Source organism: Paraherbaspirillum soli (assembly GCF_042654985.1).
Taxonomy (GTDB): Bacteria; Pseudomonadota; Gammaproteobacteria; order Burkholderiales; family Burkholderiaceae_D; genus Paraherbaspirillum; species Paraherbaspirillum soli.
Genome location: NZ_JBHSMT010000013.1, coordinates 182,894 through 208,694, shown reverse-complemented (window position 1 = coordinate 208,694; position 25,801 = coordinate 182,894). Strand labels below are relative to the sequence as shown.

Sequence of the window (25,801 nt, the reverse complement as noted above, 5' to 3'; positions counted from 1 at the left end):
GGAATCCGATAAAGGAGCTGCCGAAGCACGAAAATGAAGGAAGACTACGCGGAATGTTTATTGTGGAATACAAAGCGCTTGGGTAGGCGCCGTAATAAAGGTGTTCAAATGATGGCCACATTCGTAAAAGTACGAGTGACATGGTGCTCGGAAAAAATGAAGCATCTTCCGTCATCAAGAAGCTATAGCACAGTAGCAAAATTCGCTGAGGATGCCGAACATTGGCCTGATACAGCTTGGAGCATAGTGCTTGATTTTTCGTCGTCAGTAGTTGCACATGCTGAATCATTTGAAGCGACGGCTCGCTTTCTCGTGCCAGATGCTCCTTGGGAGAGATTAAGAAGCGGTTGCGTATTTGAGCTCTACGAAGGCTTTAAAAAGGCAGCTAGCGTTACTGTCCTATGAAGGCATTGAGCCGACACTTTAAACTTGAGCAGAGTCTGCTCGAGTAGTGACTCTCCTTGTGGCAACGCCCCAATTAATCCAGAGCCTTGGGGATGGTGATATGTCACTGGTATCTAAAGGCTGGTCGTCGGGTAATGCCTTTTTTAAGACGGAAGGGGCGCAGATTAATATTGGCCTCGGCAGAGGAGCAGCTTTGGATACATTCAACTCATATATTCGAGGTTTTTCGGCGGTGAAATAATGAATGCAGATCAAAGAAATCTAATTCTAAATTTGTCTTTGGGTAGAGTCTCCAAGGACGAATTCCTCAGGCATTTCCCGGAAATACTGGAGTCGAATGGGGATTATCTGCGCCATGAGCTAGAACGCGCATTTTCCAGTAAGGATGCTGATGCTGTAGAACATCTGCTATTGCTCGGCTTTCAGTTTGGATGTACGGAGAGTAGTGCGGAAGTGCTGTGTAATCTCATCCTTCAGGATTGGCATACGCAACACGAAAACATAGCCATGGTCTTGAAGGACATGCGGTATCCCGGGGCGGTGCAATGTCTTTACCAGGCCGCTTTGGCCGTCTTCCCGTATTTGGATTACGATGAAAGTTATGCTCTTGGTGTGAAGTGTATATACGCGCTTCGTGCGATAGGGACTAGCAACGCAAAAGAGAAGTTGGCCTTGATTGCTCAGGGGAGCAATGCGATTCTTGCGGAAAACGCAGAACGATTGATAAAGGCCATGAAGGGTTAAAACGAAGAGTTGCTTGATGTTGAATGTTCATGGGCCGGTTGGATATGGTCGCTCTATTGGTATTAGTGCCTTGGCCTGTTCAAGCTCTTGATTTTTAACGAGTGTATGAACGGTGCGCGCCAATTGCGTGATTGGTGAAGAGGTTGACTCTTCGCCCTGATTATCTCTTGGCAGCTTTTATCACGTGATGGAGATTTTCTTCGTTAGAAGAGATAGCAATGAACCCTGAATTCGAGGCAAGCTTAATATCGAAAGAGAAGTTTGAAGCGATTTGGGATAATGCAAAACTTCGGCATGCAGAGTAACTATCTAGGGTATTAGAAAATGCATTTAGATTTTATGCGCGACCATTCGACCGCATTTTCCAAAAATGAAATTGATTCGATCTTGAGCGTTGGCCGCTCTTTGGAAAATATTGGAGTTCGAAATTGGGCGCTTGAGCAGGAAGCTGCTTTGGCAGCGCTTGACCAACTCTCTGCTATTGGGGTTGCCGTACTCGGTGGAGATGTCTACGCGGTAAGTGGCAGCAATGTCGAATCCAACTATGACAATTGGTATTGCAATCGTGAGAGCAATGAGACTGAAATTGACTTCATAAAACGTAGTGTCGCTAAGGCAAAGAGCTACATTGCCAACTATCAGATTACGGCAGGAAGTGTGCTTTTTGCAATAGTGCCAAGTGTATAGTCAGACGCACTTTGCTTAATGCTCTCCCCAAGTAATGTAATGGTATTCCTTGGAGCAATATCAGAATTAATCCGGAGGCTTGGGTATTGTGATTACTCGTTGTGAAACCGGTGATGCAATGTCTCAGTAACCATGGACTCTAAAGCATGAAGACACCAGCAACCAATCTCAGGGGCTTGAAGAAGGCTCGACGCGAGCCCGAAGCAGGGGATATTTTTTGAACCGATCATTTTTGTGGAAGACTAAATCTCTGGGGACGCTCATTTTTCCTTAATTGACCTATGCAAAATTCGCCGAAAATCATTGTCAGATTAAAGCTCTATGAAACGAGTAAAGAGGGAGGAAGTGTTCCGATTCTGCCGCCGAAGTATGGATGTATCGTGAATATTGATGACGAATTTCATGATGCCAGGATTTATATCAGCGGGACAAGTTCGATTGAACCTGGACAGGAAATTAGTCTTCCAATGCAGTTCCTGTGGCCAGACCTTGTTATGCCGAAAGTTAGCATTGGGAAAAAATTTCTTTTAACCGAAGGGCAAAGAAAAATCGGCGACTGTGAAGTTGTAGCGATGTAATCTGGGAATCCGATTGTCGCTGAAGGATGGAAACTAACATCCTCGGAGTCAGTGTCATAGCTAGATCAGTATTAATTTTTAACAAACGAGGCCCACTCTGGCGGTGGGCCTTATTTTTAGTGTCCCTTACCCAACGGGTAAATGCCGACGCAAATTTTGGCGGCCAAGCTACGATTTACAGCGAAAAATAATTGTGACCAACTTCAAGAAAATAACGAAATGGATGTCATCTGCCATTTTGCTGGGCGCTGTCTTGTATGTATCTATTTACTTTGCTGTCAGTCAAAGCAATGCATTCCTATATGCAAAGCGAAAAATTCAAGACTCCAAGTCCATAGAAGTTATGGTTGGCAAGATCTCTACTGTCAGCCTCGCACCCTTTGGACTTTTTGAATATGGCTTTGTAGATTCCGAGGCTTTAGCGAAAATGCAAATCAATGTTGTTGGTTCCAAAGGAAAATTTGAACTATATGTATCGATGAAAGAAGAGAATGACGTTTGGCGCATTGAGTCGGTAACTGCTCAGCACGGTGCAGATGTAGTTCGTGTTTTTCCATCAGAGTTCAATAACGCTTTTCGTGTATCTGGAAATTAAATGACAATATTAGCCTTGTCAAAGGAGCGTCGCGCGCGAGTATGGCTTGACTCGTCTCCGCCGGATATTTTTACTTCTGCCAGCCCGACATACTTCCACCGAAGAATAGAAACGCCGAATATGCGTGTCGCTAATCACAGGATTGCGACTGTCGAACTGTTTATTCCGCTGGGTGGGCGTTTTTTATATGGACTCCTGGGTTGTGAAATAAATGGTGTAAAAGCCTCGGCTTTAGATATCGCTGTGCAGACTTCTTCAAAAAGGGAACGAAAATTTACGGAATCACTTGCAGGCAATCTTGATACGGTCTGGTCCGGAATTCCGGATGAATATGCCACTGCTGTTTTAGACGGAGCAAATGCCGGAATATCCAAATTTGGAGCGCCAACGGGAGAAACAATTAATTTTTGTTTTGCGGCGCACGGCGAAACTGGTTCGACAGTAAGCATTTTTGAGCGTCTTGGGATGGCCACGGTTGCGTTGCTGATGTTGCCGGAGCAGCGTGCTGTTGGAATTGGAGAAACGTTAGAGCAAATTTTGTCTCGCTAGACTCTTGCGGGACGGATGTGGAGTTGTTTCTTTCTTCAGAAATTAATCCGGAGGCTTGGGGATGGTGATTATTCGTTGCGAAATGCTGGGGGAGGGGACCAAGGTCACTATCTTGATGTTGATCGTTGTTAGCTAAATGAAAACATATCTGTGCTAGCATGCATATCCGTTTGATAACTTTTCATTGGAGATTGCCCGCATGGAAAACAAAATTTCAATCGTCATCCCCGAACCTGTACAGAAGCTGGCCCTGGTAAAAATCAACGAGATCAAAATACTATTGGCGCCATACCTGATTGCGCTGACCCCGCAACAACGTCAAGAGAGCCTCAAAATGGGGGATCGCTCGCAACCGTTTGTTGAAAAGTCCCTCGATTTTGCCCAGCGCGCGCCAAAGCTGCTGCCAAGCTTCGTCAACTTGGAAGAATGGAAAAAAGACGCCGTTGGCCGCAAAACCCTGGCTGAAATGCACCATCTGCTGAAAGAATTGACCTCCAACGTCGGCGACACCAACATGCAATGCGGTTCGGAAGCGTATAACCAGGCGCTGCTGTTTTATAACAGCGTCAAGCTAGCCGCCAAAAACAATGTGCCGGATGCCAAAGTGATCGAAGAAGAGTTGAGCAAGCGGTTTGCCAATAAGACGACAGCACCAGCGGCACCCACTACTTAAGTCCGACTAGCAGCAACAGAAAAAGGGATGTGCCCAACGGCACATCCCTTTTTTACTTCCGGCGATGCAAAGCAGCGCATTCAAGCATCAAAGATCATGTTTGGCCGTGCAAAGTCTGACGATATTGTAAAAATGGACGCTGTCCATCTTCCGAAGGTCGACATCGGACTATCGAAGGTGGGTGTCCTGCTTCCGAAGGTCGACGCTGCACCAAATAAGGGCGGTATCGAACTTCCGAAGTTCGGTGTCCTACTTCGGAAGCACTGAGTTGCCCCAAATAGGGGCGATGTCGAACTTCGCAAGTTCGCTGTCCTGCTTCTGAAGTTCGACTGCGCACCAAATAAGTGCGACATTGACCTTCTGAAGATCGAAGTCCTACTTGTGAAGTAGGCTGTCGACCCTCTGAAGATCAGTGTCGATCTTCAGAATGTCGATGTTGCACTAAATTGGTGCATCGACGGCTGTCCGAGTGTTAATCGCCATCTTCCCGGCAGCAATCCTCTATTTTTCCAATACCGGCGCTCCTGTCGCAGCCGAGGCGCCGGCTACGGCACGCTTGTTGCCGAAACGCTAAAGAAAGTTTATAGTCGGCCCCTGTCCCTGAATAAAGAAGGGACCAGGTTTAGCGGCCTGTCTCCCAATACATATAGATCGCGCCATGCGGCCTATGCGTCCGTCTCTATCTCCATCCTCTTTGGGTGGCGATAGTGGGAAGCCTTCGGGCTGCCGGTGAGACGGGTAATTGTTGGGGCCGGTCTGCTAATCCTGTTGTCGCCGCCCTCCCATTCCGGTACAGCGCGGCTCAATTACCTCCCCCCAACCACTAAAGGAGCCCGTATGACCTTCGCTATAACGCCTGACAAAAAAATTATCTGTCCCAATTACCTCGATGAAGCGCTTGAAGCCGCACGCTTGGGCATGATCTGCCTGGAAGAAGTACGGCGGCTGTTGCGACCGCTGCGCGAGATTTCCAAAGACAACAAGATGACGCATGACTTGGTGCAGGCCATCATCGACCTGGCCGACGACAGGCACAACCTGTTCGATGTGATGCGCGCGCAATTTGAAGAGAACGCCAAAACGCGCAAGAAGTAGGGCGGAAAAGCGTAGCCCTTGCAGGGCGCGTATCCGCTTGCAAGCGGATACCGTTACGCAGGCGGATGGCATGCCATCCGAAACCCCTGCTTCACCCTTCCGCCGTTGGATACATCGAATGCATGTGGTACATCCATCGGCGGATAACGCTGCGCTCATCCGCCCTACGTGCCAATTGTTTGCAGTAAATTTGGTCGTTGTTTGTATGGTTTGCCCCTAGGCATCATGATATTCTCCCAAGAGTTTTATTAACGTTTGCCAATACCGGGAAAACACATGCAGCAGCCAGCCGAATCACCAAAAAGCGCCAATCGCGGATTGGCGCTTTTTTTATTTTTCCTGAACTTCTTCGGGATTGTCCTGATGGTGATCTGGACCCCGCTCAGATGGCTGTTGCGGCAGGTGTTCGGCAATCTTAACTGGCAAGCGCCGGCCTGGTTGCACTGGAGCGCGCGGCGCGGTTTTGCTGCTGCGGTAGGCGTGCGCCGCCATCCGCGCAAGGCGCTGATCGGCCTGGCCGCCGTGTTGTTGCTGGCGGGCGGCGGCTGGTATGGTTATCACTGGTGGCAGGCGCGGCCGAAGCCGGTCGAGGTGACGTTCAAGGCGGTCAATCCCGGACGCACCGAAATCGAACAGGACGATCCGGCCAATCGGCTGCCGAAACCGCTGCTGATCAAATTCGACCATTCGGCCGCCACTCTGGCGGCGGTCGGCAAGGACGTCAGCAGCGGCATCACGGTCAGCCCGGCAATTGCCGGGGGCTGGCACTGGGACGACGACAAGACGCTCAGCTTCAAGCCGAGCGAAGACTGGCCGGTAGGGCGCGAATACAAGCTCGGCTTCGACAAGCAGCTGTTCAGCCCCGAAATCCGTCTGGCCCAATACGACACCACCTTCAGCAGCGCCGCTTTCACGCTTAACATCGCCCGCACCGAGTTCTATCAGGACCCGGTCAACCCGGCGATCAAGCAGGCGGTGGTCGAGCTGCACTTCAGTCACCCGGTCAATCCGGTCGAGCTGGAAAAACGGATCGAGCTGCAACTCGACCAGCAATCCTCCGGCGTGCTCGGCATCGGCAAGGAAACCACGCCGTTCACGGCGACTTACGACAAGCTGAAATTGAACGCCTACATCCGTTCCGCGAGCTTGCCGATCCCGAAGGACGGCAGCCGGATGAATTTCACCTTGGCCAAGGGCCTCACGGCGGCACGCGGCAGTCCAGCCTCGGACCAGCCGTTGACTGCACAGATCGAGGTGCCGGGGTTGTACAGCCTGGCGATCAGCGACATGCAGCCGCAAGTCGTCACCAACGACAAGAACGAACCGGAGCAAGTGCTGCTGTTGCAGACCAGCGCCACCGTGCATGAGCGCGAGATGCAAAAGGCGATCAGCGCCTGGGTCTTGCCGAAGTTCCATCCGGACCGCAAGGACGGTAGCGAGGACGATCCGGCCGAGTCCTGGAGCACCGGCGAAATCACCCCGGCCATCCTGCAGCAATCGCGCCGTCTGCCGCTGGAGGCGATTCCAGCCGAGCACGAATATACCGATAGCCACAGTTTCAAATACCGCGCAGATGTCGGCGCCATGATTTACGTCCGGGTCGAGCATGGCCTGAAATCGTTCGGCGGTTATCTGCTGGGTCAAACCGAGCACCGCGTGCTGCAGGTGCCGCCGTTCCCGCCGGAACTGAAGATCCTCAGCCAGGGCGCTTTGCTGACCATGAGCGGCGAGAAAAAAGTCGCGGTGCTGGTGCGCGATCTGCCTGGCGTCAAAGTGGAAATCGGCCGGGTCCAGACTTCGCAATTGCAGCATCTGGTGTCGCAAGCCGACGGCAATTTTGCCAATCCCGAATTTTACGGACGCTTCGGTCCTGACAACCTGACCGAGCGCTTCGAATCGAAAATCCCGCTGCCCAACCTGGAGCGCGGCCGTGCGCACTATGAAGCGGTCGATATGAGCCAATACCTGAAGGGCGACGGCGAAGCGCGTCGCGGCGTATTTCTGCTGACGGTGAGCGGCTACGACCCGGCCGCGGAAGCGCGCGAGAAAAAGGAACAGGACAAAAATCAGCGGCAACCGGGCGAACCGGTGGCGGCAGCCGGCGATGCCGACTGCGGCGACAACTGCGCTGCGGACGGTGAAAACGGCGGCAACGGTGGCGATGGCGGTGATGGCAACAGCCAGCCGGAAAACAAGATCGACAAGCGCCTGGTGATCGTCACCGACCTCGGGCTGCTGGTCAAAAAATCGCTCGACGGCTCGCAGGATATTTTTGTGCAGTCGATTTTCAGCGGCAAACCGGTGGACGGCGCCACCGTCGAGATCATCGGCAAGAACGGTATCACGCTGTTTTCGCAAACCACCGATGCCGGCGGCCGCGCCCATTTCGCCAAGATCGAGGGCTTGTCGCGCGAGCGTGCGCCGCTGATGGTGATGGTCAGGAAGGGCGGCGATCTCAGCTTCATGCCGCTCAATAAATCCGACCGCGCGCTCGATATGTCGCGCTTCGATGTCGGCGGCGCCAACAATGCCGCGGTGGCGGACCAGGTGTCGGCTTACCTGTTCAGCGATCGCGGGATTTATCGCCCCGGCGATACCTTCCACATCGGCATCATCGCCAAGTCGGCCAACTGGGCCGGCAGCATTACCGGCTTGCCGCTGGAAGCGGAAGTGCTGGATGCGCGCGGCCTGACCGTCAAGCGCGAAAAAATCAAGCTGCCGGCTGGCGGCTTCAGCGAACTGTCGTACACCACGCAGGACAGCGCCCCGACCGGCACCTACAACGTCAACCTGTACCTGGTCCGGGACGGCAAGGCCGGGGCCCAGGTCGGCAGCACCAGCGTCAAGGTGCAGGAATTCCAGCCGGACCGGATCAAGGTGAGCGCCAGGTTCTCGGCCCCGGCCAGCGAAGGTTGGCTCAATCCCAAGGATCTGAGCCTGGCGGTCAACGCCCAGAATCTGTTCGGCACGCCGGCCGAAAACCGCAGGGTCACCGCGGAACTGACCTTGACCCCGGCGTTCCCGGCGTTCAAGCAATTCCCGGCTTACACCTTCTACGATCCGCAGCGCGCCAAGGAAGGCTATAACGAGCAGTTGGCGGAGCAGACCACGGACGACAAGGGCGATGCGAGTTTCGACTTGGGACTGGCAAAGTACGCCAAGGCCACCTATCGCCTGCAAGTCCTGACCCGCACCTACGAGCCGCAAGGCGGACGCGGGGTGGCGGCGGAAGCGGCGACGCTGGTCTCGGAGCTGCCTTATATGATCGGCTTCAAGGCCGACGGCGCGCTGAACTTTGTCTCGCGCGGATCGCATCGCACGGTCTCGATTATCGGCCTCGATCCGAAGGCGCAAAAGACCGCGGTGGCAGGTCTGACCTTGCAGCAGATCGAGCGCAAATACGTGTCGGTCCTGACCAAGCAAGCGGACGGCGGCTACAAATACGAATCGCGCAAAAAGGAAATCCTGCTGAAAGAATCGCCGCTGGCGATCCCGGCTGCTGGTTTCAACCTGGCGTTGGCGAGCGACACGCCGGGCAATTTCGCCTACGTGATCCGCGATGCCCAGGGCCTGGAATTCAACCGCATCGAATACGCGGTAGCCGGCAAGGGCAACGTCAGCCGCAGCCTGGAGCGCAACGCCGAGCTGCAACTGACCCTGGACAAAAAGGATTACGTGCCCGGCGACGAGATCGAGGTCAGCATCCGCGCGCCCTACACCGGCGCCGGCCTGATCACGATCGAGCGCGACAAAGTGTTCACCCACCAATGGTTCAAGGCGGACACCTTGGCATCGGTGCAAAAAATCCGTCTGCCCAAGGATTTCGAAGGCAACGGCTACATCAGCGTGCAATTCATCCGCGACCCGTCGTCGGATGAAATTTTCATGAGTCCGCTGAGTTACGGCGTGGTGCCGTTCGCCACCAGCCTGGCGGCGCGCACCAATAAATTGACCTTGAGCACGCCGGAGCTGGTCAAGCCCGGCCAGCAATTGAAAATGAAATTGACCGCAGCGCAGCCGACCCGGGTGGTGGTGTTTGCGGTCGATGAAGGCATCCTGCAAGTGGCGCGCTACCAGATGGCGGACCCGCTCGGCTTCTTCTTCCAAAAGAAAATGCTGGAAGTGCGCACCTCGCAAATCCTCGACCTGATCCTGCCGGAATTCAAAAAGCTGCTGGCCGCCAGCGCCCCCGGCGGCGACGCCGAAGGCGCGCTCGGCAAGCATTTGAACCCGTTCAAGCGCAAGCACGACAAACCGGCCGTGTATTGGTCGGGCATCGTCGACGTCAATGGCGAGCAAGAGTTCAGCTACCAGGTGCCGGATACCTTCAACGGCAGCATGCGGGTGATGGCGGTCGCGGTCAACGACGGCGCCATCGGCACCGCGCAGACCAAGGCCCTGGTGCGCGGCGATTTTGTGATCTCGCCCAATGCCCCGCTGGCGGTCACGCCGGGCGATGAGTTCGACGTCAGCGTCGGCCTCGCCAATAATGTCGCCGATGCCGGCAAGGATGCAGCCGTCAGCCTGACCTTGAAAACCTCGCCGCATCTGCAAATCATCGGCAATCCGACCCAGACCTTAAAAATCGGCGCCATGCGCGAAGGCGTCGCCAGCTACCGCGTCAAAGCGGTGGACGGCACGCAAGCGATGCTGGGTTCGGCCAGCCTCAATTTCAGCGCCAGCCTGGTCAGTAATAGCAGCAAGAGCGCCAAGCTCAGCACCGATGTCTCGGTGCGGCCGCCGGTGGCGCGCTACACCCAGCTGACTGTTGGCAGTTTCAGCGGCTCGGCCGAGGTGCCGGTCAAGCGCAATATGTACCCGCAATACCGCAAGCTGGAAGCCGGCGTGTCGGCGCTGCCGCTGGTGCTGGCCGACGGCCTGGCGGATTATCTGGCCAACTTCCCGCATCTTTGCACCGAGCAAATGGTCAGCCAGGCGATCCCGGCGCTGATTCTTTCCAAGCGGCCCGAGTTCGGCAAGTCCGAGCTCAAACCGGCCACCGCCCGCAGCTTTGACGACGCGTTGAAGGTATTGCGCACGCGGCAAAATGCGGAGGGCGGCTTCGGCTTGTGGAATGCCTCGGTCGAGGTCGATGAATTTGCCTCGATCTACGCCCTGCACTTGCTGCTGGAAGGGCGCGAGCGCGGCGAAACCGTACCGCCGGACATGCTGCAAAAAGGCCTGGATTATGCGCAAAAACTGGCCGCCAGCCCCGGCACCGAATTGTGGCAATTGCGGGTGCGCGCCTATGCCGCGTATCTGTTGACGCGGCAGATGGTGGTCACCACGCCTGTCCTGACCAGCATCCGCGAAACGCTGGAACGACGTTATCCGAAGGAATGGCAAAGCGATCTGGCCGCGGCCTACCTGGCCGCCGCCTACCAGCTGCAAAAGCAGGACAGCCTGGCCAGCAAACTGATCGACAAGCAAGTCGAACAACTGGTTAAACCCGGGAAATCGTTCGACTACGGCTTTTACTACGACCCGCTGATTCACAATGCGCAGCTGCTGTATTTGTTGTCGCGCCATTTCCCGGCGCGGGTCAAAGCCTTGCCGCAGTCGGTCGTGATCGACCTGGTCAAGCCGATCGCCGACGGCCGTTTCAACACGTTGTCGAGCGCCTACCTGATCCTGGCATTCGACGCCTACGCCAATTCGGTCGGGGCCGAGGGATTGGGCAAATTGGCAATCGCCGAAGTGGATGCCAGCGGCAAGCAGCATCCGTTGACGCTGCCGAATAACCTGGTGCCGCGGGTCGGCTTTGCTGCAGGCACTGCCAAACTGCGCTTCGGCAACGACAGCAAGCTGACCAGTTATTACGCCGTCACCGAAACTGGCTTCGACAAGACGCCGCCGAAAGAGGAACTGCGGGCCGGGATCGAAGTGCTGCGCGAATTTGTCGGCAGCGACGGCAAGCCGGTCAGCGCGGTCAAGGTCGGCGACGAGTTGACGGTGCGCCTGAAGTTCCGTGCGGTGGGGCGGCAATCGGTGTGGAACGCGGCGCTGGTCGATTTGATGCCGGGCGGTTTTGAGCCGGTGCTGGACACCCCGTCCGAACCGACCGCCGGCACCGCCGACGGCAGCACTGCGCAGCCGGCGCAAAGTTCGGCCCTGGCCGGACTGGCCGGCGCCAAGTCCAACTGGAACATCAGCTACGCCGACGTGCGCGAAGACCGGGTCGTGTTTTACGGCACCGTCGGCACCGATTTCAGCGAAATCAGCTACCGCATCAAGGCCACCAACAGCGGCCGTTTTGTGGTGCCGCCGGCGTATGCCGAGTCGATGTACGAGCGCGGCGTGCAAGCGCGTTCGGCCGGCGGCCAGAGCTTGACGGTGGAAGCGCCGGGCAAGAAATAAGCGCAGGTCCGTAGGTCGGAAAAGCGCAGCGCCTTCCGACGGCGAGAATCGCATCACTAGGTCAAGCCCTTGACTGTTCTAGGCGGTTCACCGAACGTCGGAAGGCGCTACGCTTTTCCGACCTACGCAATACATACGCAATACCTACGCAACCAGCAGTTGGAGTTTTGTAAAGCATGTTGAACAATCTGCGCCGTCATCGCCGTTTGATGCAGATCGCCGCCTGCATCGCCGCGCTGCTGCTCGGCCTGCGGCTGTGGCCGCATTCGCCGTTGCGGGCGGCGGTCGCCAGCTCGACCGCGATCTATGCCAAGAACGGCGAATTGCTGCGGCTGGCGCTGGCTGCGGACGAGCAGTACCGGCTGTGGGTGCCGTTGAGCGAGATCGATCCGCGCCTGGCCGAAGCGGTGCAGCTGTACGAGGACCGCTGGTTTTACTGGCATCCCGGCGTCAATCCGGTCGCGCTGGGGCGGGCCGTCGCTACCACTTACGGCGGCGGCGGGCGGCAAGGCGCATCGACCATCAGCATGCAACTGGCCAGACGCTTGTACGGCATCCAGAGCCAGAACGTCGGCGGCAAATTCAGGCAACTGGCGGCGGCCCTGTGGCTGGAAGCGCGCTACAGCAAGCGCGAGATCCTGGAGGCTTACCTCAATCTGGCGCCGTATGGCGGCAACATCGAAGGGGTCGGCGCCGCCAGCCTGATTTACTTCCACAAACGGGCGCAGCACCTGACCTTGCCGGAAGTGCTGGCGCTGGCCGTGATCCCGCAAAATCCGCGCAAGCGCGGCGGCATGTCGCGCGCCAAGGATGGTGCAGAGCAGGAGCGATATCTGGCGCGGCAACGGCTGGCCGCGATCTGGCTAGCGCAGCACCCGGAGGCGCGCAAATACCAAGCCGATCTGGCGTCGCGCACGCCGCTGTATGCGACCGCCAGCCTGCCGTTCCTGGCGCCGCACGCCAGCGACACCCTGTTGCGCAGCAAAGGCGGCGGCGAGATCTGGTCCAGCATCGACCTGCCGCTGCAATCGACGGTGGAACGGATCCTGACCCAGTTCGTTGCCAATCATCGCGGGGTCGGCGTCAACAATGCCGCCGCCATGCTGATCGATCGCAGCAGCGGCGAAGTGCGGGCGGTGGTCGGCTCCGCCAACTATTTCGACCGCGCCATCGACGGCCAGGTCAACGGCACCCAAGCCAAACGCTCGCCCGGCTCGACCTTGAAACCGTTCATCTACGGGCTGGCGCTGGACCAGGGTTTGCTGCATCCGCTGAGCATCCTGAAAGACGCGCCGACCAGCTTCGGCCCGTTCAGCCCGGAGAATTTCGACGGCCGTTTTGTCGGACCGATTGCGGCCCAGGACGCGCTGGTACGCAGCCGCAACATCCCGGCGGTGGCACTGGCCGCCAAACTGTCGCAACCGAATCTGTACCAATTCCTGCAACAAGCCGGCGTGACCCGGCTCGCTTCGGAAAAACACTACGGCCTGGCGCTGGCGCTGGGAGGCGGCGAGTTGACGATGGAAGAACTGGCGCGCCTGTACCTGATGCTGGCCAATCGCGGCGTGCTGCGACCGCTGAGCTACGAAAAGCAGCAAGCCGATCCGCATGCGGAAAACAAACGCCTGCTGTCGGACGAAGCCGCATTCATCACCCTGCAAATGCTGCAAGCCAATCCGCGGCCCGACAGCGGCGAGCCGGCGGCACCCGCGGTCGCGTGGAAAACCGGTACCTCCTGGGGCTTCCGCGATGCCTGGACCGCGGGCGTATTCGGCCGCTATGTGATGGTGGTCTGGGTCGGCAATTTCGATAGCAGCGGCAATCCGGCCTTCATCGGGGTTCAGACCGCTGCACCGTTGTTTTTCAAAATCGTCGATAGCTTGCGCGCCCAGCGACTCGATCCGGGCCAGCCGCCGCAAGCGTTGCCGGCCAACGTGACGCGGGTCGAGGTCTGTCGCGCCAGCGGCGATCTGCCCAATCCCTTGTGCCAGGACCGGGCACAGACCTGGTTCATCCCCGGCAAGTCGCCGATCAAGATCAGCAATCTGCACCGCGCCGTCAGGATCGACAACCACAGCGGGAAGGCGACCTGCGACGACGGTCCGAACAGCCACAGCGAAATCTTCGAATTCTGGCCGACCGACATGCAACGCCTGTTCCGCGAAGCCGGCATGCCGCGCCGTCAGCCGCCGGCCCAGCCCGACTGCGGCAAAGCGGAACAGGGACAAGACAGCGGCGACGGCCCGCAAATAGTGTCGCCCAACAGCGGCGCCACCTACACCATGCAGTTGTCGAAAATGACGCCGATCGCGCTGCGCGCCAACGCCACCGCGGCGCACGACATCCTGTTCTGGTTCGCCAACGGCGGCCTGATCGGCAAGGCCAAAGCCGCCGACAGCCTGGGCTGGCTGCCGGGCACGCCGGGGCGCTATCAATTGCGGGCGATCGACCAGCAGGGCAGGGCCGACGTGCGCGAGGTGGAAGTTGAGTTTGTGCCGTAATATTTCCACCTGGCTCCAAATAAGGAGCCGGTTCAAAACCTTTTTTCCGATGAAAGAATCAAAAATGAAAAAAAATAAATTGGAGAACGCCGCTCCGGCGCAATCACCACGCCGTCATTTCCTCGCCCAAAGCGGTGCCTTGCTGACTGGCGGACTGTTAATGGGAGCATTACCGATGCAAGCTGCATTCGCCGCGGCGGCCAAGCCGCTGCCGTTGATTATCGACACCGATCCCGGCGCGGATGACGTGATCGCCTTGCTGCTGGCTTTGTCGGCACGCGACAAGCTCGATGTCCGGGCGCTGACCACGGTGGCCGGCAACGTGCAGCTGAATAAGACCTCGCGCAATGCGCGCATGGTCCGGGAATGGGCCAATCGCCCGGATGTACCGGTCTATGCCGGCAGTCCGCGGCCGATGCTGAGAACGCCGATCTATGCGGCCGAAGTGCACGGCGCCGAAGGCGTTACCGGGGTCCAGGTATTCGAGCCGAAACAGCCTCTGGCCAAAGGCCATGCGGTGCAATACCTGATCGAGACCTTGCTGGCCGCGCCGCCGCAAAGCATGACTGTCGTGACTCTGGGGCCGCAAACCAATCTGGCCATGGCGCTGATCGAAAATCCCGGCATCAGGCAGGGCATCAAGGAAGTCGTGATGATGGGCGGCGCCCATTTCAACGGCGGCAATATCACGCCGGCGGCGGAATTCAATGTGTTCGCCGATCCGCATGCCAGCGACGTGGTGTTCAAGAGCAGCTTGCCGATCACCGTGATTCCGCTGGATGTGACGCACAAGATGCTGACCAGCCCGGAGCGCATCGCAGGCTTGCGCAACATCGGCAACAAGGCCGGCAAGACCGCCGCCGACATCCTCGATGCCTATGTCGCGCACGACATCAAGCAATACGGCCTGCCGGGCGGCCCGGTGCATGACGCGACCACCATCGGCTATCTGCTGCGGCCGGAAATGTTCAAGGGCAGGATGGTCAATGTCGAAGTCGATACCCGCGAAGGCCCGACTTTCGGCGCCACCGTGGTCGACTACTACCATTCCAGCAAACGTCCTGAAAATGCACGCTGGATCACCGATGGCGATACGCAAGGGTTCTTCGATTTGCTGACCGCGCAATTGGCGAAACTGCCCTAAGCAGCGTTAACGGGGGTAGGTTGGGCTGCAAAGCCCAACGTTTGGTCGCGATGAAAGAAACGTTGGGCTTTGCAGCCCAACCTACGCGCTTTTAACGGCCCACGGAGTGCCGATTGTTGCATTCCGCCGTCGCGTTTTTAACCAAGCTCAGCTATTGACTTCCCGCCGCAACTTTTCCACATCAACCGATTCCAGATACCACTTGATGTTTTGCCAGATGGCGTGAAAACCGTAGCCGCCATTTTGCAGTTCGTTCAAGGCCTGTTCCTTGCTCCAGCCCTGATACACCACGCGATACAGCGCCGACACCAGTCCGGTGCGGTCGGCTCCGTGCTGGCAGTGGATCAGGACCGGGCCATCCTGCTCCAGGTTGCGCAGCGCCTTCAGCGCCGCGATCATGTCCTGGTCGCGGATGTGCCAGGTGTTGACCGGGATGCGCTGCATCGCGATCTGACTGCCGGCCAGGATCTTGTCGTCTGAATGAAAGGCGCGAAAACTGATGACCTTCTTGATCCCAAGCTGCTGCAATCTCGGTACGTCGTCCTTCGACAGTTGGGCGCTGCGATACAGCAGCGGGGTGATCTGATGCAGGTTGTTGACCGGCGTGCCGGCCACGCTTTGCGCCCAATTCAAGGGGCGCTCTGCCGGCGCGACGGCCGCCGACGAGGCGGCATCCGTCGTCGCGAACAGGCCGCCCAAGCCGGCCAGTAATAGCAGCGATGCGGCACAAGAGCGGGCCGTCATGCCGCGGTCTCCGGCTGTGCCGACGTGGCGGCCAATACACTATCCAATACAAACTGCGCGGCGTGCGGACGGCCCAGCGGCGCGATCTTGCGGCGCATGGCTGCCAGCCGTTCCGGGTCATCCAGCAAGCCGCGGATCCGGTATTCCAGCGCGATGGCGTCGATCGCTTTCAAGGCCACCCCTTGTTCCAGCAGAAAATCGGCGTTGCGTTCTTCCTGACCGGGAATCGGCGAGTTGACGATCATCGGCAGTCCCATCGCCAGGCATTCCGAGGTGGTCAGGCCGCCTGGTTTAGTGATGACCAGATCGGCGCATGCCATCAAGCGCTCCACCTTGTCGGTAAAGCCTTGCGGGAACAACCGTCCGGGGTGGGCTAGCGCGACCCGGTTCAGCGACTCCAGCATTTGCTGGTTCTTGCCGGCCAGCGCGATTAGCTGAAAATCGCCGTCCATCGCCAGCAGGCGTTCGGCCAGGCTTTCCAGGCTGCCCAGCCCGGCGCCGCCGGCCATCATCAAAAAGGTTTTGCGCTTGGGGTCGAGCCCGTATTCGGCGGCGCAAACTGCGCGCTCCAGCGGCGCCGAAAACGCCGGCATGATAGGGATCCCGCTGACGTGCACCGCATCCGCCGCCAAGCCGCGCTGGCGCATGCGGTAGGCGATCTCTTCGTTGGCGGCAAAATAGCCGCGCATATTCGGCACGATCCACATGTTATGCAAATCGAAATCGGTGACCTGGACCCAGACCGGCACCGACACCCGGCCTTTGCCGATTTCGCGCGACAGCAGTTCGGCTGGCAGGAAATGGGTGCAGATAATCGCGTCAGGCTTGAGCCGCCGGATTTCGGCCAGCAGGGTGCGGCAGTTGAGCCGCTCGACCGCGCGCCGGATTTTCTGGCTCATGGCGCTGTGCGAGGTTTCATCGGTCTTCTGGTACAGATAACCCCACAGCGCCGGATGGTCGCTGACCAGCTTGATATAGAAATCGGTATACAGCTTGCGAAAACTGCCGCTCACATAGGCCATCACATCCAGATGCGTCGCTTCGATTGGTTCGGCATGGGACGCGGCGCAGACGCGGATCGCCTCGGCCGCACGCATATGGCCGGCGCCGGCGCTGACGCTCAAGATCAGGATTTTTTTCATTGGTTTGCTTAAGGATAAATGCGGGAGTCGGGTTTCTGGCTGGGAACGGGGGAGGGGCAACAGCGCGATTGATTTTTCACGAGGCGCCATCTTATCAAAGCCGCGGCAAGGTAGGGCGGAAAAGCGTAGCGCCTTCCGCCGTTTTGGACACATCAAACACCGGCGGAGCATCCAGCGGCGGATAACGCTGCGCTCATCCGCCCTACGGACTTGAGCAGTCGGCTTATTGCCGGATTGTTAAAGAAGGTCTATAGTCGCTTCCGTCCCCGAAAAAGAAGGGACCTGGCTTCGCAGCCTGACTCCTGTACGCAGATCGCGTCATGCGTTCTATCGTCCACACTTATCTCCGTCCTCTACGGGCGGTGGTAGTGGGGAGCCTTCGGGCTGCCGGTGGTGTGGGTAGTTACAGGGCCGGTCTGCGAACCTTATTACTCGCCGCCCTCCCGTTTTGGCACAGCGCGGCTCAATTCCCCCTCAACCACAAGGAGCCCGTATGACCTTCGCTATAACGCCTGACAAAACCCTGATCGTTCCAGATACCGACTACCACGAAGAAGCCATTGAAACCGCCCGTCTCGGCATGATCTGCCTGGAAGAAGTGCTGCGGCTGTTGCGGCCCCTGCGCGAGATCTCCAAAGACAACGCGATGACACATGACTTGGTACAGGCGATCATCGACCTGGCCGACGACAGGCACAATCTGTTCGATGTGATGCGGGAAAACTGGGAGCTCAAAAAAACGCGCAAGACGTAGGGCGGATGAGCGCAGCGTTATCCGCCGCTGGATGTGCCACAGGTGTGTGATGCATCCAGAACGGCGGAAGACGCTACGCTTTTCCGCCCTACTTGCTTAAATTTTGGCAATAAAAAAGCGGCCCGCATCGCTGAGAGCCGCTTCAATATTATGTGTTAGGTGGTGGGGCGTGAGTGACTCGAACACTCGACCTACGGATTAAGAGTCCGCTGCTCTACCAACTGAGCTAACGCCCCAACAGGGGACGAATTATAGCTACTGTTCCAGATTTTTGCTAGACCCAAGCGCATCTTTTTGTCGTGCTGCGCTTTTAATCTTTCTTCTTCCTAGCATTTTGCAAAAAACATCGCGGTCTTGGCGTCCTTCCGTTCCTTGTCTATCCATTCCTTGGTTTGCACCGGGCTTTGTTGCGCGCCAACCTGGCCGGCGCGGGCGATGCGTTCGTCGTCCATTCTGTCCAGCTCCTTGATTCGTTGTTGCAGGCGGCTGCATTCTTCGGTCGGCGGCGGTTTTGATGCGTCCAGCGATACGCGCGCCGGGCTTTGTTGGGCATATGCGCCGGCAATCGTTGCGGTCAGAGTGATTGCGATGGCGAGGTATTTACGCATGATCTTTTGCTGTGAAGTTATTAGGTTTTAGGTGAGCGCGGAAGTGACTTTCAGTACTTCTTCCACGGTAGTGACACCCTCGACGATTTTCAGGGCGCCCGCCAGGCGTAGCGGTTTCATGCCGTCGCTGATGCTTTGCTGTTTCAGCGCATGGATATCGGTTTCGGCCTGGATCAGTTTGGAGAATGGCTGGGTGATGGTCAGCAGTTCGTACAGGCCGGTGCGGCCGCGGTAGCCGGTCTGGCGGCATTCCGGGCAGCCGACCGGGTGGTAGACGGTGGCGGGTTTCGGAACGTTCCATTGTTCGACCAGGTTGATCCAGACATCGTCGGCGATTTCGCCGTCGGGGCTTTTGCAGTGCGGGCACAAGGTGCGTACCAGGCGTTGCGCCATGATGCCGATCAGCGTGGTTTCCAGCAGGTAGTAGGGGACGCCCAGTTCCAGCAGACGCATGACCGCCGATGGCGCGTCGTTGGTATGCAGCGTCGATAACACCAGGTGGCCGGTGAGGGCGGCCTGGATCGCCATTTCGGCGGTCTGCAGATCGCGGATTTCGCCCACCATGATGATGTCGGGGTCTTGCCGCATCAGCGCCCGGACGCCGTCGGCGAAGGTCAGGTCGATGCCTTGACTGACTTGCATCTGGTTGAACGAGGCTTCGACCATTTCGATCGGGTCTTCCACCGTGCAGACGTTGACTTCGGAGGTGGCCAGCGCCTTGAGCGTGGTGTACAAGGTGGTGGTCTTGCCGGAGCCGGTCGGGCCGGTGACCAGGATAATCCCGTGCGCGCGCTTGGTGAGCGCATCCCAGCGCAGCGCGTCGTCCGGCGGAAAGCCTAGTTCCGGCAGCGTCTTGACCACCACGTCGGGATCGAAAATCCGCATCACCAGTTTTTCGCCAAAGGCGGTCGGCAGGGTCGATAGCCGCAGTTCGATTTCCTGGCCGCCGGCGGTGCGGGTCTTGATGCGGCCGTCTTGCGGCCGGCGCTTTTCGATGACGTCCATCCGTCCCAGCAATTTGATGCGGGCGGTCATGGCGATCATGACCACTGCCGGCACTTGATAAACCTGGTGCAGCACGCCGTCGATACGGAAGCGGATGGCGCTGAAGTCGCGCTTGGGTTCCATGTGGATGTCGGAGGCGCGCTGTTCAAACGCGTACTGCCAGAGCCAGTCGACAATGTTGACGATGTGTTGGTCGTTGGCGTCGACTTGCTTGTTGGTCTTGCCGAGTTCGACCAGCTGCTCGAAATTGTTGCGCAGCGCCAGTTCCTGGCCGCCGGATTTGTGCGCGCTCTTGATCGACTTTGCCAGCGTGAAGAATTGCGTGATGTATTGCGCGATGTCTAGCGGGTTGGCGATCACCAGCTTGATGTTGCGCCGTGAAATTTTGGAGATCTCGGCTTCCCACTCGGTGCGGAATGGCTCGGCGGTGGCGATCACCAGTTCGGTCGGGGTCAGTTCAACCGGCAAAATATTGAAGCGTGTCGCATAGTTGGCGGACATGACGTCGGCCACCTTGGCAAAGTCGATCTTGAGCGGGTCGATCCGGTAGAACGGCAATTGCACCTGGCGCGCCAGCCATTCGGTCAGCCATTCGAGCGTGATGGTGCGATGCGGCGGCTGTGCCGATTGACGCTTGCATTGTGCGATCGCAGTGAGCGGGTGGATGGCGATGCTGGCGTTGCGGAAGATCCCCAGCGCTTGCGTGTAGAACGCTTTTACCTCGGCTTTGTCGACGGTGCCGTCGGTCAGCAGCCAGGTAAAAATTTGTTGTAGATCAAGTACTTTCGGCGGCGCTTTGCTCATTGCGATATTGGCTAAATGTGTAGGTTTGCTGATGACGCTTCGGCGTCATCGCTTAAGGTGCGGAATGCCAGGCTTTCAAGCCGTTGACCCAGGACTTTGCCGGCAGCTTGGTGCTGGCCGTGATCTGTGCCGCGCGCTCGTAGAGTGCGGTGAAGTCGGGTTCGGGGGCGTTCTTGAAGGCGATGGCGATGACGTTGCCCTGGTGGACTTCCGGCAGACACCAGACCTCATCGAATGCAAACGACATGGCTTTCAGGTTTTTGGCGTAGCTTGGATGATCGCCGAACAGGTTGACGGTCATGATGCCGTGGTCGCTGAGGCAGGCGGCGCAGGCGCCGTAAAACTCCGGCGTATCGAGCACCGGGCCGCGTGCGGTGGCGTCGTACAGATCGACCTGCAAGGCGTCCACGGTGCCGTGATTGGCGTCGTTCATCACGAAGTCCATGGCGTCCATTTCAATCACCGACAGCCGTTCATCGTCAGGCGGCAGCTTGAACATCGAGCCGCAAATGGCGAGTACCGATGGGTTCAGTTCAATCGCCGTCACGCGGGCGGCGGGGAATTGGCGATAGCTGAATTTGGTCAGCGCCGCGGTGCCCAGGCCCAGCTGCACGATATGTTGCGGCTGATCGTTGAATAGCATCCACACCATCATTTGCTGTGCGTATTCCAGTTCCGGCCAGTCCGGTTTGCGGATGCGCATCGCGCCTTGTACCCATTCGGTGCCGAAATGCAGATAGCGCACGCCGCCTTGTTCGGACAGCGTGACGGGCGCGAATTTGGGTTTGCGGGCAGGTTTGGCGGCTTCTTTTTCCGGGCGTTTTCCGGGGCCGGCTTTACGGTTGGCGTCGGCTTCGATGGATTTGCGTTTGATCAACATGAGGGCGAAATTAAATTGCGGCTTATGAAACTGGATAAGGTCCAGGAAATGAATTTCAGTCAAAAAATATTAGGCAATGATACCGCGCCACAGCAGTAATTTTTGGGCAAATGTTGCCTGGGCATTGGCCGGCGATGAAGAGGGCAGCACCAGCGTATCGAATCCGGCGGCGGTAAATTGCGGTGCGAACTTGCCGGAAGTTTTGCCATTAAAGCAAACCCGCGCGAGCTGCGGGCAGCGCTGCCGCAGGATTGCGAACTGGTTTGCCTGCGGATTGCGGATGGCGCTGTCCAGGCTGCCGACCCGCTCGCAACCGGCGATGACGTCCCATAAACCAATCCGGTGCGTTTGCAGCCGCGCCAGCCGTTCATCATAGTCAAGCTTGACCAGGTCGTCGTCCAGCACTGCGGATAGCAGCGCCCAGAATTGATTGCGGGGATGGCCGTAGTACTGTTGCACCGCCAGCGAGGCGACGCCGGGGAAGCTTCCGAGTATCAGGACGCGCGTTTGAGCGTCGATCACTGGTGCGAAGCCGGTCAGCGCCGGCGGCGTCATCGAAGTCGGTGTGTCGGAGTAGGCGGTCATCGGCAAGTTTGAATTGAAGCGGCGCACTATTATCCACGCATCGCCGCCGGCAGTCGTTAAATGCAGCGGCATTATTTTACGAAAATAGCCGGTTCTCAGTGGAATTGATAGAATGGTCGCTGTTGTTGATCCACGAAAAGATTGTTGTAAAAATAAGCTTCGCCGTCGTGTGCTGCCGTGCCAGTCACCTTGTCACCTTTAAAGCTGCAATCGGCCAGGCGTTGTATGTGTTGAATTCCCCAGAGCCAGATCAATTTAGATGGAGTTATCAAGAATGAAGAACCTGATTGCAGTCGCAGCGATTGTTGCGTTGAGCGGTTGTGCCGTTACCCCGAATTCGGCCAGCGTTTATAACAGCAGGCAAGCCCAAGGTGAGCAAACGGTGCGTATGGCGGTCGTGGATTCGGTGCGCGAAGTGATCATCGACAAGAATCATGGCGGCGGCTCCGGTACGCTGGCAGGCGCGGCAATCGGCGGCGTTGCATCCGGCGCAGCGATAGGCAAGGGTAACGGCTCATTGGCGGCGGGCGTGGTTGGCGCGGTGCTGGGCGGGATTGTCGGCAACCAGGTCGAGGCTAACCTGTCCAAGCGGCCCGGTCTGGAAATTACCGTGCGCCTGAATAACGGCGAATTGCGGGCGATCACCCAGGATGCGGACGAGCAATTCCGTGTCGGCGACCGGGTTCGCTTGTTGTCGTCCGGCGGCGTGACGCGCGTTACACATAACTGATGATCAAGCAGCAGCGACGCGCAGTCGCTGCGACGTCAGAAGGCCTGAATGTGGAAACTCCTGGTTTCTACATTCAGGCTTTTTTTTAAACTATGAATTAAGAGGGTATCTCGAAAAACCGTAGCGAGCGGTTCAAGGTCGAGGCGAGAAGCGCAGCCGTACGGATGTACGGTGAGCATCGCAGCCACGAGATTGGGCCGCGCAGTAGGTTTTTCGAGGTGCCAAGGAGGTGACAACCATGCAAACCAGTACCAGAAAAATTGATGCGCTGTTGGCTATCTATGCAGAAAGTCATCGCAATCCAGTTAATGAAATCATTCACTGCATCTGCATCCCGGCGATCATATTTGCGGCGCTAGGCCTGTGGTGGACCTGGCATCCGCTGGTTGCCTTGCTGGCGGCGGTGCTGGCGCTGCTGTACTACTGCTCGTTATCGCTGGCGTTTGCAGCCGGGATGGCGCTGATGATGGGGGCGATGTTGCTGGTCCTGGCGCTGTTGCCGTCGGCCTGGATCTGGCCGCTGTCGATTGCGGTGTTCGTGCTTGCCTGGATCGGGCAATTTATCGGTCACCATATCGAAGGCAAGAAACCGTCGTTCTTCGACGATTTGCGATTCTTGCTGATCGGGCCGTTATTTGTGCTGGGGATTTTTTACCGGCGCTGGCAATTACGTTATTGAGGCTTGATCATTCGGTAGAGTACATGCGGACGTAGCCGATGGCCTTGCGGCAGTTTGGGATGCTCAAAATCGTCGCGGCAGTCATGCGTCATCCCCAGGCGTCGCATCAACGCTTGCGAACGCAGGTTGATGGCCGCAGTGAACGAGACTATTTCCGGCAGCTGACATTTTTCAAAGCCATATTGCAACGCCAGTTGCGCAGCTTCTGTCGCGTAACCCTGACCCCAATAGGCTTGCGCCAGGCGCCAGCCGATCTCCACTGTCGGTGCAAACGGCGCCTCGAAATCCGCGTGCAGCAGTCCGACGCAACCCGCGAACGGCGTGAGGCCGGGAATCTCCAGCACCCAGAAACCATAACCATGCTGCGCAAAATGCGCGCGAATGCGGGTTGCCAGCGCATCGCTTTCGGCGCGGCTCAACGTAGCGGGAAAATATTCCATTACGACCGGATCGGCATTGAGAGCCGCAAACGGGAGCAAGTCGTCATCGCGCCAAGCGCGGAGCACGAGCCGTTTGCCGGATAGCGGAGGAATATCGGCCATTGATGACGATATGGGGAAGAGGGGGAGCTGGATGGCGAGCCATGTATGGCTCACCATCCAGCAGGCGGAGAATACGCCTTATTTTGTCGCCATGCCCAACAGCATTTCATTCAGGCGCTTGACGAAGCCGGATGGATCGGCCAGCGCGCCGCCTTCAGCCAGCATGGCCTGGTCGAACAGCAGGTGCGACCAATCGCTGAACTTGGCTTCCTCATATTTCAGGCGTTGCACCAGCGGATGATCAGGGTTGATTTCCAGGATGGGCTTGGATTCAGGAGCTTCCTGGCCGGCGGCTTTCAGCATCCGCATCAGGTTGCCCGACAGTTCGTGTTCGTCGGCCACCAGGCAGGCTGGCGAGTCGGTCAGACGGAAGGTCACGCGCACGTCCTTGGCCTTGTCGGTCAGCGCGCTCTTCATTTTTTCGACCAGATCCTTGAACTGGGTTTCGGTTTCTTCGTGCTGCTTTTTCTCGGCTTCGTCTTCCAGTTTGCCGAGATCGAGTCCGCCCTTGGCCACCGATGCCAGTTCCTTGCCTTCGAAATCCTGGATGAACGACAGCATCCACTCATCGACACGGTCGGTCAGCAACAGCACTTCGACGCCTTTCTTGCGGAAGATTTCCAGGTGCGGGCTGTTCTTGGCGGCGGCATACGATTCGCCGGTGACGTAGTAGATCTTGTCCTGACCTTCTTTCATGCGGCCGATATAGTCGGCGAACGACACGGTCTGGGCATCGCTATCGTTGTGGGTCGAGGCGAAGCGCAGCAGTTTGGCGATGCGTTCCTTGTTGCCGGCATCTTCGCCGATGCCTTCTTTCAGCACCTGGCCGAATTCTTGCCAGAAGGTGGTGTATTTATCCTTTTGCGCTTGATCGTCGCTGTTCGCCAATTCTTCCAGCAAGCCCAGCACGCGCTTGGTCGAGCCTTCGCGGATGACGCGCACATCGCGCGATTCCTGCAGGATTTCGCGCGATACATTCAGCGGCAAATCGCTGGAATCGATCACGCCCTTGACGAAGCGCAGATAGACCGGCATCAATTGCTCGGCGTCGTCCATGATGAACACGCGTTTGACGTACAGCTTGATACCGCCGCGCTTGTTGCGATCCCACAGGTCGAACGGGGCGCGGGCCGGGATGTAGAGCAGTTGCGTGTATTCGCTGCGACCTTCGACCCGGTTGTGGGTGTACGTCAGCGGCGCTTCGAAAGCGTGCGAAACGTGTTTGTAGAATTCGGTGTATTGCTCTTCCGTGATGTCGGCCTTGTTGCGAGCCCACAGCGCACTGGCTTGATTGACGGTTTCGAATTCGTCCTTGAGCACGGTTTCTTTTTTCTCTTCGTCCCATTCTTCCTTCTGCATCACGATCGGCAGCGAGATATGGTCGGAATATTTGCGGATGATGGATTTCAATTTCCAGGCCGACAGGTACTCGTCTTCGCCTTCGCGCAGGTGCAGGGTGATGTCGGTGCCGCGGGTTGGTTTGTCGATCGTTTCGATGCTGAAATCGCCTTCGCCCGCGGATTCCCAGCGCACGCCTTCGGCGGCTGCAATGCCGGCGCGGCGGGTGTCGACCGTGATCTTGTCGGCGATGATGAAGGCCGAATAAAAGCCGACCCCGAACTGGCCGATCAGCGCCGCATCTTTTTGCTGGTCACCGGACAATTTCGAGAAGAATTCCTTGGTGCCGGATTTGGCGATGGTGCCCAGATGCTCGATCGCATCGTCGCGGCTCATGCCGATGCCGTTATCGGAGATGGTGATGGTGCGCGCCGTTTTATCGAAAGTGACCTTGATTTTCAGTTCGTGATCGTTCTCGTACAAGGCGTCGTTGTTGATCGCTTCAAAGCGCAGCTTGTCGGCGGCATCGGACGCATTGGAGATCAGTTCGCGCAGGAAAATCTCTTTGTTGGAATACAGCGAGTGAATCATCAACTGCAGCAGTTGTTTGACTTCTGCCTGGAAACCAAGGGTTTGCTTTTCTGATACGACCATTGCTTGTT

The 25,801-nt window shown here is 57.6% G+C and carries 22 protein-coding genes, 1 tRNA gene and 1 pseudogene; 15 read left to right on the top strand and 9 right to left on the bottom strand.

The genetic code is table 11. From position 1 onward, the window contains the following. Window positions 1-33 precede the first annotated feature (33 nt). The 12 genes and pseudogenes from ACFPM8_RS08490 (at window position 34) to ACFPM8_RS08435 (ending at window position 15,328) form a co-directional block, all read left to right on the top strand. The gene (locus ACFPM8_RS08490; protein ID WP_378997032.1) at window positions 34-405 is read left to right on the top strand and encodes a hypothetical protein; all 372 of its coding nucleotides are present in this window, start codon (window positions 34-36) and stop codon (window positions 403-405) included. Window positions 406-645: 240 nt separating this feature from the next. Next, complete coding sequence (locus ACFPM8_RS08485) at window positions 646-1,149, top strand: hypothetical protein (protein ID WP_378997030.1); 504 nt, start codon at window positions 646-648, stop codon at window positions 1,147-1,149. A gap of 206 nt (window positions 1,150-1,355) precedes the next feature. Further along, window positions 1,356-1,454: pseudogene (locus ACFPM8_RS08480) on the top strand (hypothetical protein); the annotation flags it as partial. A gap of 19 nt (window positions 1,455-1,473) precedes the next feature. Further along, the gene (imm40, locus tag ACFPM8_RS08475; RefSeq protein ID WP_378997028.1) at window positions 1,474-1,836 is read left to right on the top strand and encodes an Imm40 family immunity protein; all 363 of its coding nucleotides are present in this window, start codon (window positions 1,474-1,476) and stop codon (window positions 1,834-1,836) included. Window positions 1,837-2,117: 281 nt separating this feature from the next. Further along, window positions 2,118-2,414, top strand: coding sequence for a hypothetical protein (locus ACFPM8_RS08470; protein WP_378997026.1), 297 nt, complete (start codon window positions 2,118-2,120; stop codon window positions 2,412-2,414). Between the two features lie 223 nt (window positions 2,415-2,637). Continuing rightward, a complete protein-coding gene (locus tag ACFPM8_RS08465; protein WP_378997024.1) occupies window positions 2,638-3,009 on the top strand; it encodes a hypothetical protein in 372 nt (123 codons plus the stop codon). Then, a complete protein-coding gene (locus ACFPM8_RS08460; protein ID WP_378997022.1) occupies window positions 3,010-3,558 on the top strand; it encodes a hypothetical protein in 549 nt (182 codons plus the stop codon). A 199-nt stretch (window positions 3,559-3,757) separates the two neighbouring features. Beyond that, window positions 3,758-4,231: a hypothetical protein gene (locus ACFPM8_RS08455; RefSeq protein ID WP_378997020.1), complete on the top strand. Its 474-nt coding sequence runs from the start codon at window positions 3,758-3,760 to the stop codon at window positions 4,229-4,231. A gap of 837 nt (window positions 4,232-5,068) precedes the next feature. Further along, the gene (locus tag ACFPM8_RS08450; protein WP_378997018.1) at window positions 5,069-5,326 is read left to right on the top strand and encodes a hypothetical protein; all 258 of its coding nucleotides are present in this window, start codon (window positions 5,069-5,071) and stop codon (window positions 5,324-5,326) included. Between the two features lie 276 nt (window positions 5,327-5,602). After that, window positions 5,603-11,683, top strand: coding sequence for an MG2 domain-containing protein (locus tag ACFPM8_RS08445; RefSeq protein WP_378997017.1), 6,081 nt, complete (start codon window positions 5,603-5,605; stop codon window positions 11,681-11,683). A gap of 176 nt (window positions 11,684-11,859) precedes the next feature. Continuing rightward, window positions 11,860-14,184 (top strand): penicillin-binding protein 1C, encoded by a 2,325-nt coding sequence (pbpC, locus tag ACFPM8_RS08440; protein ID WP_378997015.1) that lies wholly within the window; start codon window positions 11,860-11,862, stop codon window positions 14,182-14,184. A gap of 64 nt (window positions 14,185-14,248) precedes the next feature. Beyond that, window positions 14,249-15,328: a nucleoside hydrolase gene (locus tag ACFPM8_RS08435; protein ID WP_378997013.1), complete on the top strand. Its 1,080-nt coding sequence runs from the start codon at window positions 14,249-14,251 to the stop codon at window positions 15,326-15,328. A gap of 147 nt (window positions 15,329-15,475) precedes the next feature. Here the strand turns inward: ACFPM8_RS08435 and ACFPM8_RS08430 are convergent, their stop codons facing one another. Next, entirely contained in the window at window positions 15,476-16,072 is a 597-nt protein-coding gene (locus ACFPM8_RS08430) for a dual specificity protein phosphatase family protein (protein WP_378997011.1), read from the bottom strand. Then, entirely contained in the window at window positions 16,069-17,214 is a 1,146-nt protein-coding gene (locus ACFPM8_RS08425; protein ID WP_378997009.1) for an MGDG synthase family glycosyltransferase, read from the bottom strand. Before ACFPM8_RS08425 ends, ACFPM8_RS08430 begins: the two co-directional genes overlap by 4 nt. A 493-nt stretch (window positions 17,215-17,707) precedes the next feature. Here ACFPM8_RS08425 and ACFPM8_RS08420 point away from each other — a divergent pair, with 493 nt between their 5' ends. Beyond that, entirely contained in the window at window positions 17,708-17,968 is a 261-nt protein-coding gene (locus ACFPM8_RS08420) for a hypothetical protein (protein WP_378997007.1), read from the top strand. 160 nt (window positions 17,969-18,128) lie between these two features. Here ACFPM8_RS08420 and ACFPM8_RS08415 read toward each other — a convergent pair. From ACFPM8_RS08415 to ACFPM8_RS08395, 5 genes are all read right to left on the bottom strand, one after another. Then, window positions 18,129-18,204: transfer RNA gene (locus ACFPM8_RS08415), tRNA-Lys, on the bottom strand. Between the two features lie 90 nt (window positions 18,205-18,294). Next, window positions 18,295-18,576 carry a hypothetical protein gene (locus ACFPM8_RS08410; RefSeq protein WP_378997005.1) on the bottom strand — a complete coding sequence of 94 codons (282 nt, stop codon included), beginning with the start codon at window positions 18,574-18,576 and terminating at the stop codon, window positions 18,295-18,297. 27 nt (window positions 18,577-18,603) lie between these two features. Further along, window positions 18,604-20,385 carry a type IV pilus assembly ATPase TfpB gene (tfpB, locus tag ACFPM8_RS08405; protein WP_378997003.1) on the bottom strand — a complete coding sequence of 594 codons (1,782 nt, stop codon included), beginning with the start codon at window positions 20,383-20,385 and terminating at the stop codon, window positions 18,604-18,606. 52 nt (window positions 20,386-20,437) lie between these two features. Further along, on the bottom strand, window positions 20,438-21,265 hold the full coding sequence (locus tag ACFPM8_RS08400; RefSeq protein ID WP_378997001.1) for a class I SAM-dependent methyltransferase: 828 nt from the start codon (window positions 21,263-21,265) through the stop codon (window positions 20,438-20,440). Window positions 21,266-21,334: 69 nt separating this feature from the next. Continuing rightward, window positions 21,335-21,820 (bottom strand): DNA-deoxyinosine glycosylase, encoded by a 486-nt coding sequence (locus ACFPM8_RS08395; RefSeq protein WP_378997435.1) that lies wholly within the window; start codon window positions 21,818-21,820, stop codon window positions 21,335-21,337. 304 nt (window positions 21,821-22,124) lie between these two features. Here ACFPM8_RS08395 and ACFPM8_RS08390 point away from each other — a divergent pair, with 304 nt between their 5' ends. After that, window positions 22,125-22,580, top strand: a complete 456-nt coding sequence (locus tag ACFPM8_RS08390) for an outer membrane lipoprotein (RefSeq protein ID WP_378996998.1) — start codon at window positions 22,125-22,127, stop codon at window positions 22,578-22,580. A gap of 238 nt (window positions 22,581-22,818) precedes the next feature. Continuing rightward, window positions 22,819-23,259: an Mpo1 family 2-hydroxy fatty acid dioxygenase gene (locus ACFPM8_RS08385; protein WP_378996996.1), complete on the top strand. Its 441-nt coding sequence runs from the start codon at window positions 22,819-22,821 to the stop codon at window positions 23,257-23,259. Here ACFPM8_RS08385 and ACFPM8_RS08380 read toward each other — a convergent pair. Then, window positions 23,253-23,765, bottom strand: a complete 513-nt coding sequence (locus ACFPM8_RS08380) for a GNAT family N-acetyltransferase (protein WP_378996994.1) — start codon at window positions 23,763-23,765, stop codon at window positions 23,253-23,255. The genes ACFPM8_RS08385 and ACFPM8_RS08380 overlap by 7 nt on opposite strands. A 114-nt stretch (window positions 23,766-23,879) precedes the next feature. Further along, window positions 23,880-25,793, bottom strand: coding sequence for a molecular chaperone HtpG (htpG, locus tag ACFPM8_RS08375; RefSeq protein WP_378996992.1), 1,914 nt, complete (start codon window positions 25,791-25,793; stop codon window positions 23,880-23,882). Window positions 25,794-25,801 lie beyond the last annotated feature (8 nt).